20 protein-coding genes and 1 tRNA gene are annotated in these 19,623 nt (G+C 28.8%); 13 read left to right on the forward strand and 8 right to left on the reverse strand.

The window, feature by feature from the left end; all coding sequences use genetic code 11:
- Window positions 1-2 precede the first annotated feature (2 nt).
- From EL235_RS02995 to EL235_RS03020, 6 genes are read right to left on the reverse strand one after another with little or no spacing between them, the layout of a single operon-like run.
- Window positions 3-2,012, reverse strand: a complete 2,010-nt coding sequence (locus tag EL235_RS02995) for a preprotein translocase subunit SecA (RefSeq protein WP_126340773.1) — start codon at window positions 2,010-2,012, stop codon at window positions 3-5.
- Complete coding sequence (locus EL235_RS03000; protein WP_232017404.1) at window positions 2,002-3,195, reverse strand: MFS transporter; 1,194 nt, start codon at window positions 3,193-3,195, stop codon at window positions 2,002-2,004. The genes EL235_RS02995 and EL235_RS03000 overlap by 11 nt, the downstream gene beginning before the upstream one ends.
- A complete protein-coding gene (locus EL235_RS03005) occupies window positions 3,192-3,677 on the reverse strand; it encodes a hypothetical protein (protein ID WP_126340774.1) in 486 nt (161 codons plus the stop codon). Before EL235_RS03005 ends, EL235_RS03000 begins: the two co-directional genes overlap by 4 nt.
- Complete coding sequence (locus EL235_RS03010; RefSeq protein ID WP_039625688.1) at window positions 3,661-3,939, reverse strand: AtpZ/AtpI family protein; 279 nt, start codon at window positions 3,937-3,939, stop codon at window positions 3,661-3,663. The genes EL235_RS03005 and EL235_RS03010 overlap by 17 nt, the downstream gene beginning before the upstream one ends.
- Window positions 3,936-5,213 (reverse strand): glutamate-1-semialdehyde 2,1-aminomutase, encoded by a 1,278-nt coding sequence (gene hemL, locus EL235_RS03015; RefSeq protein ID WP_126340775.1) that lies wholly within the window; start codon window positions 5,211-5,213, stop codon window positions 3,936-3,938. Before hemL ends, EL235_RS03010 begins: the two co-directional genes overlap by 4 nt.
- Entirely contained in the window at window positions 5,200-5,553 is a 354-nt protein-coding gene (locus EL235_RS03020; RefSeq protein WP_126340776.1) for a c-type cytochrome, read from the reverse strand. Before EL235_RS03020 ends, hemL begins: the two co-directional genes overlap by 14 nt.
- A gap of 80 nt (window positions 5,554-5,633) precedes the next feature.
- Here EL235_RS03020 and folD point away from each other — a divergent pair, with 80 nt between their 5' ends.
- From folD to EL235_RS03045, 5 genes are all read left to right on the forward strand, one after another.
- Complete coding sequence (gene folD, locus EL235_RS03025; RefSeq protein WP_126340777.1) at window positions 5,634-6,482, forward strand: bifunctional methylenetetrahydrofolate dehydrogenase/methenyltetrahydrofolate cyclohydrolase FolD; 849 nt, start codon at window positions 5,634-5,636, stop codon at window positions 6,480-6,482.
- On the forward strand, window positions 6,479-7,327 hold the full coding sequence (gene lepB / locus EL235_RS03030; RefSeq protein ID WP_126340778.1) for a signal peptidase I: 849 nt from the start codon (window positions 6,479-6,481) through the stop codon (window positions 7,325-7,327). The genes folD and lepB overlap by 4 nt, the downstream gene beginning before the upstream one ends.
- Before the next feature lie 163 nt (window positions 7,328-7,490).
- Entirely contained in the window at window positions 7,491-8,657 is a 1,167-nt protein-coding gene (locus tag EL235_RS03035) for a pyridoxal phosphate-dependent aminotransferase (protein ID WP_126340779.1), read from the forward strand.
- A gap of 88 nt (window positions 8,658-8,745) precedes the next feature.
- Window positions 8,746-9,867 carry a tRNA guanosine(34) transglycosylase Tgt gene (gene tgt / locus EL235_RS03040; protein ID WP_126340780.1) on the forward strand — a complete coding sequence of 374 codons (1,122 nt, stop codon included), beginning with the start codon at window positions 8,746-8,748 and terminating at the stop codon, window positions 9,865-9,867.
- A complete protein-coding gene (locus tag EL235_RS03045; RefSeq protein ID WP_126340781.1) occupies window positions 9,861-10,625 on the forward strand; it encodes a CorA family divalent cation transporter in 765 nt (254 codons plus the stop codon). The genes tgt and EL235_RS03045 overlap by 7 nt, the downstream gene beginning before the upstream one ends.
- Window position 10,626: 1 nt before the next feature.
- Here EL235_RS03045 and EL235_RS03050 read toward each other — a convergent pair.
- Window positions 10,627-10,703, reverse strand: a tRNA-Arg gene (locus EL235_RS03050).
- Between the two features lie 120 nt (window positions 10,704-10,823).
- Here EL235_RS03050 and EL235_RS03055 point away from each other — a divergent pair.
- From EL235_RS03055 to EL235_RS03090, 8 genes are all read left to right on the forward strand, one after another.
- Window positions 10,824-12,266 (forward strand): acetyl-CoA carboxylase subunit A, encoded by a 1,443-nt coding sequence (locus EL235_RS03055; protein ID WP_039625703.1) that lies wholly within the window; start codon window positions 10,824-10,826, stop codon window positions 12,264-12,266.
- The gene (locus tag EL235_RS03060; RefSeq protein WP_039625705.1) at window positions 12,263-12,523 is read left to right on the forward strand and encodes a hypothetical protein; all 261 of its coding nucleotides are present in this window, start codon (window positions 12,263-12,265) and stop codon (window positions 12,521-12,523) included. Before EL235_RS03055 ends, EL235_RS03060 begins: the two co-directional genes overlap by 4 nt.
- Entirely contained in the window at window positions 12,523-13,242 is a 720-nt protein-coding gene (locus tag EL235_RS03065; protein ID WP_039625707.1) for an arginyltransferase, read from the forward strand. The genes EL235_RS03060 and EL235_RS03065 overlap by 1 nt, the downstream gene beginning before the upstream one ends.
- A gap of 18 nt (window positions 13,243-13,260) precedes the next feature.
- Window positions 13,261-14,067: an adenylosuccinate lyase gene (locus EL235_RS03070; RefSeq protein ID WP_039625708.1), complete on the forward strand. Its 807-nt coding sequence runs from the start codon at window positions 13,261-13,263 to the stop codon at window positions 14,065-14,067.
- Window positions 14,068-14,137: 70 nt separating this feature from the next.
- Window positions 14,138-15,301 (forward strand): putative lipid II flippase FtsW, encoded by a 1,164-nt coding sequence (gene ftsW, locus EL235_RS03075; protein ID WP_039625709.1) that lies wholly within the window; start codon window positions 14,138-14,140, stop codon window positions 15,299-15,301.
- A 195-nt stretch (window positions 15,302-15,496) separates the two neighbouring features.
- The gene (gene argF, locus EL235_RS03080; protein WP_039625711.1) at window positions 15,497-16,408 is read left to right on the forward strand and encodes an ornithine carbamoyltransferase; all 912 of its coding nucleotides are present in this window, start codon (window positions 15,497-15,499) and stop codon (window positions 16,406-16,408) included.
- Between the two features lie 427 nt (window positions 16,409-16,835).
- Complete coding sequence (locus tag EL235_RS03085; protein ID WP_039625713.1) at window positions 16,836-17,579, forward strand: transporter substrate-binding domain-containing protein; 744 nt, start codon at window positions 16,836-16,838, stop codon at window positions 17,577-17,579.
- A 1-nt stretch (window position 17,580) separates the two neighbouring features.
- Window positions 17,581-18,339 (forward strand): amino acid ABC transporter, permease/substrate-binding lipoprotein, encoded by a 759-nt coding sequence (locus EL235_RS03090; RefSeq protein ID WP_039617965.1) that lies wholly within the window; start codon window positions 17,581-17,583, stop codon window positions 18,337-18,339.
- Here the strand turns inward: EL235_RS03090 and EL235_RS03095 are convergent, their stop codons facing one another.
- Window positions 18,340-19,605, reverse strand: coding sequence for an aminotransferase class V-fold PLP-dependent enzyme (locus EL235_RS03095; RefSeq protein WP_114640212.1), 1,266 nt, complete (start codon window positions 19,603-19,605; stop codon window positions 18,340-18,342). It lies immediately after the preceding gene.
- Window positions 19,606-19,623: the final 18 nt, after the last annotated feature.

A 19,623-nucleotide genomic window follows, 5' to 3' on the forward strand; every position in this document is an offset into this window, starting at 1 on the left:
TTTTAAGCCCTTGTATCAAAACCCATATTAAAGTCATTGTATTCTTCTTGATTATGAAATTTGCTTTTAACTATATCACTGATGAAAAAATTAGAGCTTAGAAGTCCTACTTTAACTAAGGCTTTTTTTAGCTCATGTGCTCTTTCATAAAGTTTTTTTCTAAAATTAACATTTTCTATCATCATATTTATATCGATGTATTTATCATTACTTAGAGATAAAAATACATTGATTTTTCCTAATTTTTCAAATTCAAGATTAATTTGTGCATAAAATTTATCTTTTTTACCGCGCTTAAAAACTACATTAGATTTTTCTAAATCATCCCAAAAAAAAGGTAAAAAAGTATGAATGCTATTATTAGCTAAAGATAAAAGTTGATTAAACTCAAGCTGAGCTATAAGACGATTTGCTTGATTTAGTATGCTTTCATTGTCTAAATTTTTAGCCAGATTAGAAACTTGCAAAAGAGTGGATTTGATGTCTTTTTGCAATTCTGAAGAAATTTCTGCGGTATCTTTTGGAGTAATTTTTCCAAGATCTTTTATAGAAAGTTCTAATTTTTTTTCTATATTTTTTATATCATCTAAAGAATTTTTTGCTTCATAATTTTTAGGATCTAAAGCTTTTAAAACCTCGTTGAGTTTTCTTCCTATTAGGCCTAGTTCTTTGTTAAGATTATTTAAAAATTCTTCTTGTAGATTTTGGCTAAAATTAAGATTTTTACTTACATTTTGTTTGAAAATATCTTCTAGTAAAATTTTACCTGAAGTGCTTTTGAATATATCTTCTAATTTAGTATTATTTGCTTGTAAATTTTGACTTTTGTTATCATTTTTGCTTGCTTCTTCAGTATTTTTTTGTGGTGTTTTGGATTCTTCTTTAGGGTTTTCTTTAATATCTTTACTCTGTGGTATTTTTTCTTCTTTTGTATTTTGAATTTCTTTATCTTTGGCTATGCTTTCTTGTTTTTGTTGAGTTTCTTTTTTATCTTCTGTGTTTTTTTGCGGAGTTTTTATTTCTTCTTTTAACTCTTCTTTGATGTCTTTAGTGTGTGGGGTCTTATTTAAATTTTCTTGTGTTGTTTCAGTTTTGTTTTTGTGATTTTTTATATCTTTTAAAAGTGTTATAAGATCTTTGATGTTCTGACTAAGTTCTTTTAGTATATGCGTATTTTGAATTTTTATATTTTCAGGTTTGGCTAGTTCTTTGTTGATAAGTGCTAAATTTTTACTGAGATTTTTAATGAAATTATTAGCAATATTTTGTAGCTTTTCTTGGCTAATGGAATTTGGATTTTTATTGATATAGTTTTTAAAATTTTCTATTTTATCAAATAGTTTAAAAAGTGTCTTGTAGTTTGTATTTTCTAAAGAAATTTTATTATCTTTTTTATGATTTTGTAAGATGTGAATAAGTTCTTTTAGTGTACTTGTGGCGTCAAGATTTTTAAGATCTAAATTACTTATATCGCGTTTTAGATTTTCACTAGTAGCTCCTTTTATGGTATTTAAAAGATTAAAAAAGCTTTGTGGTAAATTTTGCTCTTTTAAAGAATGGTTGAGTTTTGCTTCTAAAAATACACCTGAATTTTTTACCAAAGATGAAAGATTTTTATTGTTGATATCTTTAGCAGGTTTAACTAGATCTTCTAAAACTTTAAGTAGTTTTTCAAATTCAGGTTTTTTAGAAAGCTCTGCTTGAAGTTTTTTAACTTCATTGGCAAAATTAGGTGCAAAATTTAAATCTTTGTGATTTTTTAATACTGCTAAATCAGGATCTTTGTTGGTTTTGATTTGATCTAAGAGTTTATTTAATAATTCTTGTAATTTTTGATCGATTTTACTGATATAATCTTTGGGTAATTTGATTTCAGGATTATTTTTAGAAAATAAAGGATTTTTTAAAGCATCATTAAGCGAGATTTTTTTATCTGATTTCTCGCTTTTGCTATCTTTATTTGTTTCGTTTTTTGCAAATTGATTTTGATTGTTAGAAATATTAGTTATCATCTAGCATTACCATGTTGCCCGGTTTTCTTTTAAATTTGGTTAGATTTTTAAATTTTGGTTTATCTATAGCAAAGGCAATTAAAACAGTCAATAAAACGATGTAAAAATACATAAAACCATTGCTTTCAAAATAATACATTAAAGTCCCAAGTACAGCAGGTGCAAATAAAGCACCAAAAGAATAAGTAAAAAGAACAGCTCTACCAAGCTCAACTCTTTTGCTAGAATCTTCGAGCATGTCGTTTGCTCTAGCTAAAGAAAGAGCATACAAACAACACATTCCCATACCTAGTAAAAAGCCAAAAAAATATTTTAAATAAATATTATAGCTTAATAACAAAATGCAAAGCATAGCACTTAAAGCAGTAAAAGCGCATAAGATAATAGCAAATTTACGACTGATTTTATCAGAAAGACTCCCAATAAAAAGTTGAGATATAAACCCTCCTAACATAGTGCAAAATATAAAAATCGAAGCTTCTTTTGCGCCAAATCCTTGTGTGAGTATAAATAAAGAAGCCATGGAGAAAAATCCATTTAAAAGCATACCTGCTATAAAGCTTGTCACTAAGGCTAAAGGTACAATATCAAAAACTTTAGGAATGGAAATTTTGGTTTTTTGTGGTAAAACCGGTTCTTTAATACGGATTAAAAACAAAGGAATAGAAGCAAACATAATAAAACTAGCGCTTAAAATAAACACTGTATTGCTTGGGAAATCAAAGGACATAAGTAAAATTCCAAAGCCTGATGATGAGTAAAATACTACTTCATAAAAGGCTATTACTCTTGAACGAATAGCATTTTTTGCTTTTTCATTAAGCCATGATTCTATGACCATTAAAAGTGCATAGTAACAAAAGCCAAGCAAAAATCTCAAAACCATCCAAAAATATAGATTAGAATTTAAACTATGAAGCATAGTGGCTATACCAAAAATGATAGCAAAAATTCCAAAAGATCTTATATGTCCTACTTTAGAGACTATCCTATGAGCACTAATAGTGCTTACCATAGCACCAAGAAAATAACAACTTCCTATTATTCCTATATAAAAATTACTAACATTGTTGTGTTTTAAAATAATTGCTATAGAATTTACCGTTAAAGCACTTCCTATAAAAACAAAAATCATACCAAAAAACAATGCAGTTAATGATCTAATCGTTCTTTTTGAGCTCAACATTTTCTTATTAAAAAATTATATATTAATACCGCTATGGGTGTGACAAACATTGCACAAAACAAGGCAAAAATACTCATTAAGCCTTGAAACTCTAAAAATAAAAATCCTGCTATTAAAAACACATAAGCAAAAATTTTAAACAAAGAAAAAAAAGCTAATACGTTTTTAAAAATACTTTTAAATTTTGGTTTTAAATCGTCATCTATATGGATAAATTTTATAATTTTTGGCAAAGAATATTGTTTTTTAGCAAAAATTTGCAAAGGCCTTTGCGTAAAATCATAATTTTTAACTGCCTTAAAAATAAAATTTTTATAATTTAAAAAAGATATCAGAATGATTAAATTTTGAGCCAAAAAGCCAAATTCAAAGCTTATAAAGGTTTTAAAGCTTAATTCTTTATATAAAAAAACTCCTGCTAAGAAAAGTAAATTTAATCCTAGCAAGAGTTTTAGTAAAATTTTAGGCTTTAGGATCATTTTTTAAATCTTTATAGCGATTTTCTTCTTTAAATTCCTCATAGCTTTTTACTTGTGCTTTGTAAGCTTTATAAACATTCAAAATTGCTGCAGCTACTCCTATAAACACTCCTACCCAAAAAAGCCAAGCTATACCGGTTATATTTTTTAAAAAATAGCCTATTCCAACTCCAATTAAAACAGCTACAACCATGGATATGCCAAGGCTTAATCCATCTGCAGCTTCTATACCTTTGCGAATGATTTTTTGTCTTTTATTCATAGGGTTTTAAAACTTTCTTGTGCTGCTTGTATAGTTTTATCAATGATTTTTTTATCCATACATTCACATATAAAACCTGTTTCAAATTGAGATGGTGCCAAATACACACCTTTGCTTAGCATTTGTGCATGAAATTTAGCAAATAATTTAGTATCTGATTTTAAAGCATCTTGATAGTTATTAACAGGGTTTTCACAAAAGAAAAATCCAAACATAGAACCAACGCAATTAACTTGCAAAGGAATTTTGCAATCATTTGCAGCCTCTTTAAAGCCTTGAGTAAGTCTTTTGCCTAGTTTTTCTAATTTTTCATATAAACCTTCATAATTTCTTGCTTTTTTTAAGCTCGCATAACCTGCAGCCATAGCAAGAGGATTACCACTTAGCGTTCCTGCTTGATATACCCCACCCAAAGGACTTAATAAATCCATAATCTCAGTCCTTGCAGCAAAAGCAGCCGCAGGCATACCTCCGCCTATAACCTTACCAAAAGTTACTATGTCGGCTTTTATATTATTAATTCCAAAAGAGCCTAGATATGAAGCTCTAAAGCCACTCATTACTTCATCAAAAATTAAAAGAATTTGATGCTCATCACATAGTTTTCTTAATTCTTGTAAAAATTCTATTTTAGCAGGTACTAAACCCATGTTTCCTGCAATTGGCTCTATAATAATACAAGCTATATTATTATCATTATTGATTAAGTTTTTAACACTATCGATGTCATTATAAATAGCTACTAGGGTATTTTTAGCTACATCTGTTAAAACTCCTAGTGAGCTTGGGGTATTAAAAGTAGCCGCACCACTTCCAGCACTTACCAATAAAGAATCAGAATGTCCATGATAACATCCTTCAAATTTGATGATTTTATCTTTTTTGCTAAATCCTCTTGCAAGACGAATAGCACTCATAGTAGCTTCTGTACCACTACTTACAAAGCGTATTTTGTCTAAGTGTGGCCAATCTTTTAGGATAAATTTAGCTAACTTAGTTTCAGCTAGGGTTGGTGCACCAAAGCTTGAACCATGTTCTAAAGCTTTTTTGCAAGCTTTTTCAATATTCTCATCGCAATGTCCAAAAAGTAAAGGTCCCCAACTTTGTACATAATCTATATAAGTATTATCTTCTATATCACTAATATAAGCACCTTTTCCTTGTTTGATAAATAAGGGATTGCTACCCACGCTAGCAAAGGCGCGCACAGGAGAATCAACCCCACCTGCTATATATTCACAAGCTTCTTCAAAGGCTTTTTTATTGTTTTTCATTTTTACTCCTTTTATTATTGGTAATGTAATCATAAAGCGATTTGATCTCATCTTCTGTTAATGAGTAGGTTGGCATAATGCTTTTTGCCTCTTGAGGTTGGTTTAGTATTTCTCTAAAACGCTTATAAGGTGTGTTTTTAATACTTGGCACTATAAAAGGAGTTTTTTCTCCATTTTTAGTGTAATATCCTAGTATTTGTTGTTCTCCATCACCATGACATTTAGCACAACTTATGCCTCTTGGATTTTTGTAAAGAGATTCTTGGTATTCTTTAGGTGAAATAAAATCTTCAGCCCAAGCACCATAAACTATAAAAAATAAAAATAAAATAATTTTCATTTATCACCTTTAACAAAAAAAGAAGTTTTGTTATGATACAATTTTTTAAGTTAAAGAAAGCTATAAATTTAAGGAAAGAAATGACACTTTTAGATGGCAAAAGACTGAGCGATGAGATTAAAGAAAATCTTAAACAAGAAGTAGCAAAGCTTAAAGATCAAAGTATAGAGCCTTGCTTGGCTGTGATTTTAGTAGGAGAAGATCCTGCTAGTACTACTTATGTGGGTTCTAAAGCAAAGGCTTGTGAGCAATGTGGGATTAAGTCTTTAGTTTATAAACTTGATGTAAACACAACTCAAAATGAGCTTTTGGCTTTAATTAATACCTTAAATCATGATGATAGTGTTGATGGGATTTTGGTTCAGCTTCCATTGCCAGTACATATTAATAAAGATATAATCTTAGAAAGTATTAATTTTAATAAAGATGTAGATGGTTTTCATCCTTTTAATGTTGGGAATTTAAATTTAAATTTAAAAGGTGGTTTTTTACCATGTACACCTCTGGGTGTTATGAAAATTTTAGAACATTATGATATAAAATTAGAGGGCGCTGATGTAGTTGTAATAGGAGCTTCTAATATAGTAGGTCGTCCCATGGCGACGCTTTTATTAAATGCAAATGCTAGTGTGAGTATTTGTCATATTTATACAAAAGATTTAAAAGCTTACACAAAAAATGCTGATATTATCATTGTAGCAGCAGGTTGTCCAAATCTTTTAAAAGAAGATATGGTTAAAGAGGGTGTGATAGTAGTTGATGTAGGGATTAATAGAGTTGATGGAAAAATAGTAGGTGATGTTGATTTTGAAAATGTAAGTAAAAATGCTAGTTATATTACTCCTGTGCCAGGCGGGGTGGGGCCTATGACCATAGCAATGCTTTTAGAAAATACTATAAAATCAGCTAAAAATAGGATTAAAAAATGAATTTTTTGAAAAAAATATATAAATTCACGCAATCTTGGACAGGAACTTTAATAGTTGTTTTATTGATTATATTTTTCTTTATACAAGCTTTTACTATACCAAGTGGTTCTATGAAAAATACTTTATTAGTAGGGGATTTTTTATTTGTAAAAAAATTCTCTTATGGTATTCCAACCCCGCATATTCCTTGGATAGAAGTGCCTGTTTTACCTGATTTTAATAAAAATGGACATTTAGTAAGTGCTGAAGGTCCTAAAAGAGGAGATATTGTAGTATTTAGATATCCACATGAGCCAAAAATTCATTATGTAAAAAGATGTGTGGCTAAGGGCGGAGATGAGGTTGTTTTTGCAAATAAAACCTTATATGTGCGTATGGTTGAGGGTGATGAATATATGAAAGATTATTATCCTAATAAAACAAAAATCATAGGCGGAAGGCTTTTTGTAAAAGAACCTTTTGTGGAAAAAGGAATACATTATGATTCTAGAGTGGATATAGAAAGTGTGTTTTTTCGCTATTTGAATTTAGGTCAATTTGCTATGAAGCCCGTTTCTTTTGATGAATTAGGTGCTAATAATATTTATGGTTTTAATGCTTATTATTATAGAGTGCCTGAAAATGAGTATTTTATGATGGGCGATAACCGCGATCACTCTAGTGATAGTAGATTTTGGGGAAGTGTAGATTATAAATATATAGTTGGTCAACCTTGGTTTATTTATTTTTCATGGGATGAAAATAAAAAAGTTAGATGGGAAAGAGTAGGGCGTTTGGTTGAAACTATAGAAAAAGATGAGCGTTTTATCCATCATAATGAAAGCGATATAGAAGCTTTAGAATAATTACCCAAAGAAACAATGTAAAATTTTTTATGTGTAGAAAATGTATAGTTTCTACACAAATTTATAAAAATATACACTCTTAATTTTATTCGTAGATTTTTTTAAGCTCCAAGTTGTAACAATTAACACAAATAAAAATCAAAGCAAAAATAAAGGATAAAAAATGCTAAGTCAAAGATCTCAAAATTTAGGAGAATCCTTAACTTTAGTAATGACTGATATAGCCAAAACTTTAAAAGCAAATGGTGAAAAAGTTATTAGTTTTTCAGCAGGTGAGCCTGATTTTGATACTCCAGAAATCATTAAAAAAGCAGCAATTGAAGCTATTGAAAAAGGTTGCGGGGCTTATACACCAGTTGTGGGTATAAAAGAAGTTATAGAAGCTATACAATATAAATTTAAAAATGATAATAATTTAGAATATAAAGCAAGCGAAATCATTACCAATGTTGGTGCTAAACATTCTTTATTTATGGCGATTGAGTGTTTGGTTGAAGAAGGTGATGAGGTTATCATACCAAGTCCTTATTGGGTGAGTTATCCTGAAATGGTGAAATTTGCAGGTGGAACTCCTATATTTATAGAAGGTGAAGCAAAAAATGGCTTTAAAATTACTCCTGAGCAATTAAAACAAGCTATTACTCCAAAAACAAAGGTTTTGATGTTTAATTCCCCATCAAATCCTACGGGTGCTATATATTCTAAAGAAGAAATTACTGCTTTGGCTAAGGTTTTAGAAGGAACTAAAATCGTAGTTTTAAGCGATGAGATTTATGAAAAATTAGTTTATGATGGAGAATTTTGTGCTTTTGCGCAAGTGAGCGAAGATGCTTTAAATAGAACTGTAAGTATTAATGGTCTTAGTAAATGCGGTGCTATGCCAGGATGGCGTTTTGGTTATATGGCAAGTAAAATGAGTGAGTTTAATAATGCTGTTAAAAAATTACAAGGACAAAGCACTTCAAATATCTGCTCAATCATTCAACACGCAGCTTTACCGGCCTTGCTTGGAAGAGCAGATAGTGATATTGAAATGATGAGACAAGCTTTTTTAAAGCGTAGAGAATTAGCGTGTGAAATTTTAGCTAAAAGCAATAAGTTAAAATTAGAACAAATTCCACAAGGAGCTTTTTATTTATTTATCTCTTGTAAAGAAGTTGATAGCGATTCTATGAGATTTTGTAAAAGATTATTAGAAGAGCAAAAAGTAGCTTTAGTGCCAGGCATAGGTTTTGGTATGGAAGGGTATTTTAGACTTTCTTATGCAACTAATGAAAAAGACATCATTGAGGGTTGTGAAAAGATCGTTGAATTTGTAAAAAACTACTAATTTCTTAAGCCTGTTAAAAACAGGCTTTCTTTCAAAAAACTTATAAGCAAGTCTTTGGTATGATTATGCAAAAAATATAGGAAAATCAATGGAATTTGAAGTTCAATATAAAAGTGCAAATGCTAGAGCTTGTCGTATAAAAACTACACATAGTGAAATTTTAACTCCCATTTTTATGCCAGTTGGGACTTTGGCTGCGATTAAAAGCTTAGATGCTATTGATATGAGTGAAATTTTAAATGCAAAAATCATTTTAGCAAATACTTATCATTTGTATTTAAGACCAGGATCTAAGGTGATTAAACAAATGGGTGGCTTGCATGGTTTCAGTAAATTTAAAGGCTCTTTTTTAACAGATAGTGGAGGTTTTCAAGCTTTTTCTTTAAGTAAAAATTCAAAACCTGATGAAAAAGGAATTCAATTTAAAAGTCATATTGATGGAAGTTTGCATTATTTTACCCCGCAAAGTGTTTTAGATGCACAGTATGATTTTAATTCAGATATTATGATGATTTTAGATGATTTAGTGGCTTTACCTGCAAGTAAAGAAAGGATAGAACTTTCTTTAAAACGCACTATAAAATGGGCAAAAGAGGCTATTGATTATCATAAATTAAAGCAAAGTCAAGGTATAGGAATAGGGCAAAATATCTTTGGCATTATCCAAGGTGGAACGGATTTTGAAGCTAGAAAAATTTGTTCTCAAGCACTTTGTGAGATGGACTTTGATGGTCTTGCTATAGGTGGATTAAGCGTAGGAGAAGAAAATGAGGCTATGTATGATACGGTTGAAGCTATGATGCCTTATGTAGATAACAATCGTCCTAGGTATTTAATGGGGGTTGGCACACCTGAAGATTTGGTAGAAAATGTAGCAAGAGGTGTGGATATGTTTGATTGTGTGATGCCAACAAGAAATGCAAGAAATGGAACTTTGTTTACTAGCTTTGGAAAATTTAATATCAAAAAAGCAGAATTTATCACCGATTATGCCCCTATAGATAACAAATGTTCTTGTTATACATGCAAAAACTTTTCAAGGGCTTATTTAAATCATTTATTTAAAGCTAAAGAATTAACCTTTTTTAGACTCGCAAGCATTCATAATTTACATTATTATTTAGATTTAGTAAAGCAAATGCGAGAGGCTATTATCAAAGATGAATTTGAAAATTTTAGAAAAGAATTTTATAGGCAAAGAATATGTTAAATGATACTTTAAAACAAATTATTAATAATATTAATATATCAAATGCTTATTATGAGTTTGATGAATTTGATGTTTTTATGTTAGATATTGCTAAAAATTCTAGAAATATTTTTATTTTTAAAGATAATCAAATTTTTGAATACAAAGATGAAAATTTGATTTTATTTTCTAATGCAGAATTTATAGCCATATTAAAAGAAATTTTGCAAAATGAAAAAGAAAAAAACAATACTATTAATCTCTCTATAGAAAAAAGAGAAGAGTTGATTTTGGAAAATAAAAAAGTCAAGAATTTTTTAACTAAATATTTTATATTAAAAGTTAAACTTGGTAAAAGTTCTAAGATTGTTTCATCTGTGCTTGAGGCTTGTAAAATATGTCACAGCAAACAACACTTTATAAAGAAAAATTTAAAAACGATTATTTTGAATTTAGCAATTTTAGAAAGAAGTATAAAAGACAATATTGCAAGATTAGAAGGAATATACACTTATATTAATACCGCAAGAAGTGAAAAAATCAATAAAAATATTTATTTTTTAAGTATTATTTCCGCGATTTTTTTACCTTTAAATTTAATTGTTGGATTTTTTGGTATGAATACTAAAAATTTATTTTTATCTGAGAATGAATATGGGACTTATTATGTTCTGACTACAATTTTAGCTATATTTTTTATTTTATTTTTATGGTATCAATTTAAAGATAAAAAAGAATTGGATTTGGATGAATTTTCCGTAAAAAAGAAAAAGAAATGAGTGGTACGCCCAAGAGGATTCGAACCTCTGACCTTTTGAACCGCAATCAAATGCTCTATCCAGCTGAGCTATGGGCGCAAAATAAAAGATTAATTTTATCAAAAAATTCTTAAAATTAGCAAAAATAAATAATTTTATAGAATTTTTATATTTTTATGCTAATCTTCTTTGAATAATATTTTAGCTTAAGGCAAAGTAATGATACACAAGATTTTAATAGCCAATAGAGGTGAGATTGCAGTAAGGGTAATCCGTGCTTGTAGGGATTTACATATAAAAAGTGTCGCTGTTTATACTGAACCTGATCATGAGTGTTTGCATGTAAAAGTTGCTGATGAAGCATATAGAATAGGAACTGATGCTATAAGAGGGTATTTAGATAGTAAAAGAATAGTTGAAATTGCTAAAGCTTGTGGAGCTGATGCTATACATCCTGGATATGGCTTTTTAAGTGAAAATTATGAATTTGCAAAAGAGTGTGAAGAAGCAGGGATTATCTTTATAGGACCAAAATCAGATGTTATTCGTAAAATGGGAAATAAAAATATAGCAAGATATTTAATGAAAAAAAATGGAATTCCTGTAGTTCCAGGTACTGAAAAATTAAATCATTGCACATTAGAAGAAATTAAATTTCAAGCTTTAAAAATAGGCTATCCTGTGATTTTAAAGGCCAGTGGTGGGGGTGGCGGTAGAGGTATACGTGTAGTGCATAAAGAAGAAGATTTAGAAAAATCTTTTGAAGCATGCAAAAGAGAGGCATTAAGTTTTTTTAAAAATGATGAAGTTTTTATGGAAAAATATGTTATTAATCCAAGGCATATTGAGTTTCAAATTTTAGCAGATAATTATGGTAATATCATTCATCTTTGTGAAAGAGATTGTTCTATACAAAGAAGACATCAAAAAATCATTGAAATAGCACCTTGTCCAAGTATCTCAGAAAAACTAAGAAAAACTATAGGTGTTACTGCAGTAGCTGCTGCAAAAGCTGTAGGTTACACTAATGTTGGGACGGTTGAGTTTTTGCTTGATGATTATAATAGATTTTATTTTATGGAAATGAATACAAGAATTCAAGTAGAACATCCAATCACAGAAGAAATCACAGGAATTGACCTTATTACAAGACAAATTCGTATAGCAAATGGGGAAATTTTAGATCTTGAGCAAAGCGATATAAAACCAAGAGGTTTTGCGATAGAGGCTAGGATTACAGCAGAAAATGTATGGAAAAATTTCATTCCAAGTCCAGGCAAAATCACAGAGTATTTTCCAGCTTTAGGGCCGTCTGTAAGAGTGGATAGTCATTTGTATAAAGACTACACTGTACCACCCTATTATGATTCTTTGCTTGCAAAATTAATTGTTAAAGGTTCAAGTTATGATAGTGCGGTTAATAGACTTGAGAGAGCTTTGAAAGAATTTGTGATTGATGATATTAGAACAACTGTACCATTTTTAATTGCAATCACTAAAATAAGAGAATTTAGAAGAGGGTATTTTGATACTTCTTTTATAGAAACACATATGGAAGAGCTTTTGGAAAAAACAGAAGATAGACACCAAGAAAACAAAGAAGAAGTAATTGCTGCTATAGCTGCGGCCTTACAAAAGATAAAAGAAAGTAGACAATCATGAGTTTTTTAGATGAATTAAAAGATATAAAAAAAGCACTCCAAAAAGAACAAGGTCAAGCAAAAAAAGAAAAAGTTAAAGCGAGTAAGAGTGGAGTGAGTATGAAAAATACTGATTTAGATACTATACAAAAAGACTTAACTAAGCAAAATGAAGACAAAAAACAAGAGCAAGAATTTGAAGATATGTTTTTAAAAGAAGAGCGTTTAGCTAATGAATTTATGGAATTTGTAAAAAATAGCGATATTAAAAAGATCTAATGAATAATATTATTGGTTTTTGTACTTTAGAAGAAGAATGTCCTTATCTTGAAAATAGATATTGTAGAAATGAATATAATTATATATCTTTTATTAATAAAGCACAAAATCAAGAATTAGTTTCAAGAGGTTGGCGTCGTTTTGGTTCGTATTTTTCAAGGCCAATATGTAATGATTGCAATGAATGTCAAAATTTGCGTATTTTAGTAGAAAATTTCCATTTTGGCAAAAGCTATCGTAGGGTTTTGAAAAAAAATATAGCTACTAAAATAATCTTACAAAAACCTTCTTTAAGTGATGAGCATTTATTATTATACGAAAAATACCACCATTATCAAAAAGATAAAAGAAATTGGAAAATTTATGATTTAAATTTTAGAAAATATTATAATCTTTATGTAGATAATGCGGGTACTTTTGGATATGAACTTGATTTTTATATTGATAATAAGCTAGTTTGTGTTGATTTAATTGATATTTTAGAAGATGGAATTTCTAGTATATATTGTTTTTATGATCCAGATTTTTCTCATCTAAGTCTCGGTAAATACTCACTTTTAACTGAAATTAAACTCGCACAATTAAAAAAATTAAAATATATTTATTTAGGATATTTTGTAAAAGGGTGTCAATCTTTAGCATATAAAGCCGATTATAGTCCAAATGAAATTTTAAAACACACCAGTGCTTTAAATGAGCAAGCATTTTTGTGGAGTTAGGTTTATAGAGAGGATTTTATGCAAGTAGTGCAAACTTTAGAATCAGTTAGTGTTAATACTGATGATTTTTTAATGTTTAAATATTTTCAAGATCTTATCCGTAAAAATTTTTCCAAAGTTATAGGTAATAAAAATAAAACTTTATCTTTTTTTGTAGAAAATGAAATTCCTCAAAGAAGATATTTTTTAAAACTTGTTAATCATAAATATAAAAAAAACACTGGAAATCAAATTGATAATCTTGCCTTTGCACATTATAAAACCTTTAAATTAAATCTTGCTCAAGCAAATACTTTAAAGCCTGTAATCTTTGCTAAGATAGGTTTTGCGCAAAAAAATATTTTAATCACATTAAGTTCGAATGAAAAATTATTTGCTGTATATTTAGAGCAGTATTTTAAAGACCATAAAAGTGTGTATGATGAAAAAAATTGTATTTTTTCAGTGGAATATAAAGATGACAACACTTTAAATCTTTTAGAAATTTTAGCTAGCGTAAATGAGCATTTGAAATATTGTGTTGATTTTACGATCAATGAAACTCAGCTTTTAGAATTTAGAAATAAAATGAAAAATAAAGCTAGTACTAATTGGAAATTTAATGCCCTAGCAAAGCTTTTTGAAAATTATTTTCAAACTTTAGGGTGCAATTCTAGTGATGATTTTGCCGCTATTAGACAAAATTATCTTAATTTGGTTAAAATTTATCACCCTGATCGTCATCAAGGTAAAAGTAAGATCGAGCAAGCTTATTGCCGTGAAGAATTTGAGAAAATCCAACTTGCTTATGAGAGTTTAAAATCTTTATATAAAAATAATACTTGATGTTAAAATAACATCATTTTAAGTTGCAATCTATTAAAATTAATTTTTTATAAAAATTTAGGGAATGACATTGGTTGCTGATAGAAAGTTATTTTTTTTAAGTTGTATTCTCATAACTATAGGAATACTTTTTTCTTATTCTTTAAGTGCTTTTACTGTTCTTTATTTAGAATATAATGAGTTTCATTTTTTTATCAGACAGCTTTTTTTTGGACTTAGTGGTATAGCTATTATTTATTTTATTTCAAGATTAAATCCTGATAGTAAAATGGCACATTATTTAATGATAAGTGTTTTGCTCATCTCTTTTTTATTTATACTTATCTTGCCTTTTTTACCCACCTTTCTTGCTACTGCAGCAGGTGGTGCTAAAAGATGGATTAGGCTTGGTCCTTTATCTATTTCTCCGGTTGAATTTTTTAAAATAGGTTTGATTTATTTCCTTGCTTGGTCTTATACAAGAAGGATTGATGATAGCAAAAAGGCAATTAAACATGAAATTTTAATTTTAATTCCTTATTTTATTTTAGCTGCTTTTGTTATTGGTTATATTTATATGACACAAAATGATTTAGGACAAAGCGTCATTTCTTTTTTTTTGGTTTTTGCTCTAGCTTTTTTTGCAGGAGCTAGTAAAAGACTTTTTGCTTTTGGTGTGGTTATTGTTGGAATGATTGGTGTTTTAGTGATCTTAAGTAATCAAAGGAGAATCCAGCGTATTTCTGCTTGGTGGGGAAATATCCAAGATGCATTTTTGCCTTTCTTTCCTGATTGGTTAGCAAATGCTTTAAGAGTAAGCCATAATTCAGAGCCTTATCAAATTTCACATAGTTTAAATGCTATAGCTCATGGTGGATTTTTTGGAGAGGGACTAGGACTTGGAACTTTTAAGTTGGGGTTTTTAAGTGAAGTGCATACAGACTTTGTTTTATCAGGGATTACTGAAGAAATAGGGCTATTAGGATTAGGGATTATATGTTTTATTTATTTGATGGTGATACTTAGAATTTTTAGAATAGCAGGGCGTTGTGAAAATAAGGTTCATTTTTTGTTTTGCTCAGGTGTAGCTTTACTTTTATTATTTTCATTTTTTATGAATGCATTTGGAATTATTTCTTTAACCCCGTTAAAAGGAGTTGCCGTACCGCTTTTAAGTTATGGTGGTAGTTCGATGTGGTCTATTTGTCTTGGAATAGGTTATGTTTTAATGATTAGTAAAAAGGTGAAAATATAAAGTAGTTCTAAAATATGATATTAGAGACACATTTTTTCAATAAGAAATTGTAGTAATGTTTTTATCGTATTTTTTACATTCTACAATACAGCATATTGCCTTATCATATATTATGAATATTTTATAAAGTTTTTATAAATAAAATTATATCATACATAGTACTTATTGTTAAAATTAATGAGCAGGAAGCATAAAATGAGACATTTTTTAACATTAATGGATTTTACTAAAGATGATATTTTGACTATTATTGATTATGCTATTAAACTTAAGTTAAATCCAAAAAAACTATTGCATGATAAAACTTTAGCAATGATTTTCGAAAAAAATTCTACACGTACTAGAATGGCTTTTGAACTTGCAATTACAGAGCTTGGCGGAAAAGCTATATTTTTAAATAGCAATGATTTGCAACTTGGTAGAGGTGAGCCTATTAAAGATACAGCTAGGGTTATTGGCTCTATGGTTGATTTTGTAATGATGAGAGTAAAAAATCATGATAGTTTAGTAGAATTTGCAAAATATTCCAAAGCTCCTGTTATTAATGGTTTGAGCGAGCTTTATCATCCAACGCAGATTTTAGGAGATTTGTTAACCATTAAAGAATGGGGTAAAGAAAAAGATAACAATGTAAAAATCGCTTTTGTGGGAGATAGTAATAATGTGTGTAATTCTTGGTTGATAGCTTCTGCAATTTTAGGCTACGAAATTAGCATAGCCATACCAGAAAATTATAATATCAATACTCAAGTTTGGGACTTTGTTGTAAAAAAATCAGAAATTTCAGGAGCAAAAATTTCTTTATTTCATAACAAATTTGATGCTTTAAAAAATAAAGATGTGGTCATAACTGATACCTGGATCTCTATGGGGGAAGAGAAGGAAAAAGAAAATAAAATAAAAGATTTTGCTGGTTTTATTATTGATGATGATGCAATGAAACAAGCAAATAGTAATGCTATTTTGCTTCATTGTTTACCTGCATATAGAGGTTTTGAAGTTAGCGAAGTGGTCTTTGAAAAACACTCAAAAGTAATTTTTGAAGAAGCTGTAAATCGTCTTTATGTAGTTAAGGCTTTACTTTGTTTTTTAAATAAGAATTTATAAAATAAATACTAATTAAAAAGGTTTAAAATTATAAAATAATAAAAATTAAAACAAGTTTTAAATACTGTAGAATATTACTAAGATAAAAATGTTGTAAAATAAAAAACAACCATTTAGAAGCACTTGCTAGTTATTGTCTTTTGATGTTAAATAAATTTGATGACTGAGAAGTAGCCCCGAATGGTTTGCATTTGATAATATAGTATTATTCTGTTTGTTTTCTAGCTAGTATGATATAAAAAATTCACTTAATATCTTAGAAATATGGTAGAAATATTAAAACACAGATTATAATAAAGCCTTTACAAATAAATTTTTTTTGATATAATTTCAAGCAAATTTACTAAATCAAGGAGTATCAATGAAAAAATATAGGCGTTTAAACACATTGTAACTTTTTATTTATTTTAATCTTTAGGAGATAGTAATGAAAAAATTATATGTTGTTTTAGCGTTATTTAGTTTATTAATTTTAGGTGCTTGCTCAAAACAAGCTAATAGTCAAAATGAAGTTTTAAAAGTTGGAATAGAAGCAAGCTATCCTCCGTATGAATTTATGCAGGATGGAAAACTTAGTGGTTTTGATGTAGATGTCATTGAAGAGCTTTCAAGAAGAGCCAATTTTAAAATAGAGTTTGTTAATATGAGTTATGATGCGCTCATTCCAGCTTTAATGGGTAAAAAAATCGATCTTATTATTTCTTCTATGGGAATTACTTCTCAAAGAGCACAAAATGTGGATTTTAGTATTTCTTATTTTAAAGATAAAAATGTGTATTTAAAGCATAAAGATAGTGGTTTTTTGCAAAAAGATGATTTGAAATCAAAAAATATTTGCGTATTGCTGGGTTCTATTCAAGAAAACGCAGCAAAACAGATTTTAAATGCAAAAGTAGTAGCTAATGAGAATATGTTGAATTGCTTTTTAAGTTTAGATGCTAAAAAAACTGATGCTGTAGTAACTGATAAAGCTAGTGCAATGAATTTTTTGAAACAATATCCCAACATAAATGCTTTTTATGAAGAAGATGATGGAAGTGAAGGTTTTGGTATAGCATTTAGAAAAAATGAATTTAAAGACTTAATCTCTAAGGTTAATCAACATTTAGAAGAAATGAAAAAAGATGGTACTTTAGAAAAATTTTTAGTTAAGTATAACTTAAAGGATTAAAATGAAAAAAATATTATATGTTGTTTTAGCGTTATTTGGTATATTAGCTTTAGGTGCTTGCTCAAGCGATAAAAGTCAAGCTAGTGCTTCTGGTGAAAAGGTTTATAAAGTAGGTATAGCTGCAAATTATCCTCCTTTTGATTTTATTAAAGATGCAAAAATTACCGGCTTTGATGTTGATTTATTAGAAGAGATAGCAAAAAGAGAAAATTTAAAACTTGAATGGGTAAATATGAGTTTTGATGGTTTAATCCCTGCTTTAAAAGCTGGAAAGATTGACATGATAGCTTCTGCTATGAGCTCAACACCACAAAGATTAACAAGTATGGATTTTAGTGATACTTATTTTAATACTAAAAATTTATATTTAAAATTAAAAACAGACTCTAGTATTAGCGATAAGCAAAGTTTAGAAGGTAAAAAAATAGGTGTTCAACTTGGAACTATTCAAGAAAGTGCTGCTAAGGCTATTCCAAATGCTCAGGTAGTTGCAAGTGAAGAAATGTTAGCGGCAATTTTAGCTTTAAAAGCTGGCAAAGTAGATGCAGTTTTAACAGATAAAGATATTGGTAAAGGTTATTTAAAAACTAATGAAGAATTAGAAGCATTTTTAGAAGAAAATGATGGAAGTTCAGGTTTTTGTGTAGCTTTTGATAAAGGAAAACAAACTGAGCTTGTTCAAAAAATCAATGCAGGTTTAGAAAAAGTTAAAGCTGATGGCACTTACCAAAAAATCGTAGAAAAATACGATTTGCAATAATTAACTTAAAGCCTTGATACTTGCTTTCAAGGCTTTAAAAAAAAACTCTATATCTTCCTTTGTATGTGTATAATGAAAACCCACTCTTAGCCAACCTGGTTTAGATTTTAATTCTTGATTGTCTTTTAGATTGAGCAAATCATGCCCATAAGGTCCTGCGCAAGCACAACCTGCTCTTGTTTCTATCTTATAGGTTTTGCTTAATTTATAAGCTAAATCAAAAGGAGAAATTCCTTCTATATTAAAAGCAAAAATAGGTAATCTATGAGTGATATTTTTTGCATATAAGATCATTTTTGGAAAATTTGCACATTGCTTGAAAAAATATTCACAAAGTTCTTTTTCTTTTTTTTCTATATTTTTTAAACCTATTTCATTACGTACTTTAAAAGCTAAACTTGCTCTAATTAGTTGAATAATTCCAGGTGTACCACCTTCTTCTAAATTTTCAACTTCGCACAAGTATTGCTGAGAGGTTCTTGAAACATAGCCTACGGTTCCACCTGCAGCAAAGCTAGGAGTATTACCACATAGACTTTTTTTAATAGCAAGTAAACCACAAGATCCTACACCTCCGAGTAACTTATGAGAGCTGATAAACACCGCATCATAAAATTTAGAATCTAAATTAGCATAAGGAGCTAAGGTGGAAATATCAAAAGCAACTATTCCATTATATCGCTTGATTAAAGTGTAGATTTTTTTATAATCACTTAAAATTCCAGTAACATTAGAAGCTGCGTTAAAGCTTGCTATGATTTGTCTGTTTTTAGATTTTTTTAATAATTCTTCCAAAAAAACATAATCTAGCTCGCCATTTTTTTCTAAGGGTATGCGAACACATTCACACAAAGCCTCTCTAAATGAAAGCTCATTAGAATGGTGTTCATAAGGCCCTACTATAACCAAAGGCAAGATATTTTTATCTGTATTTTTAAAATATTTTTCTTTAATAAGCGGGGGTATGTACAAACCTAATAGTTCTTGAAATTTTTTAATAGCAGCTGAAGATCCACTCCCGCAAGCTATAAGAGCAAAACTATCATCTAATTCAAGGTATTTTTTTAAATTTATTCTTGCATTTTCATAATGTTGTTGTGTAATGAAAGAATTTAAAGAGCTATCTGAATGTGTATTTGCATAGGTAGTAAGAATTTTTTTAATTTCCTTTTCTATGCTTTTTAACGCTAAAGCACTAGCCGTAAAATCAAAATAATATATTCCTTTTTTTAAAATAATATCTTTTTTTAATGTTTCAATATCCAAAAAATTCCCCTAAAAATT

The organism is Campylobacter lari (assembly GCF_900638335.1).
Lineage (GTDB): Bacteria > Campylobacterota > Campylobacteria > Campylobacterales > Campylobacteraceae > Campylobacter_D > Campylobacter_D lari_E.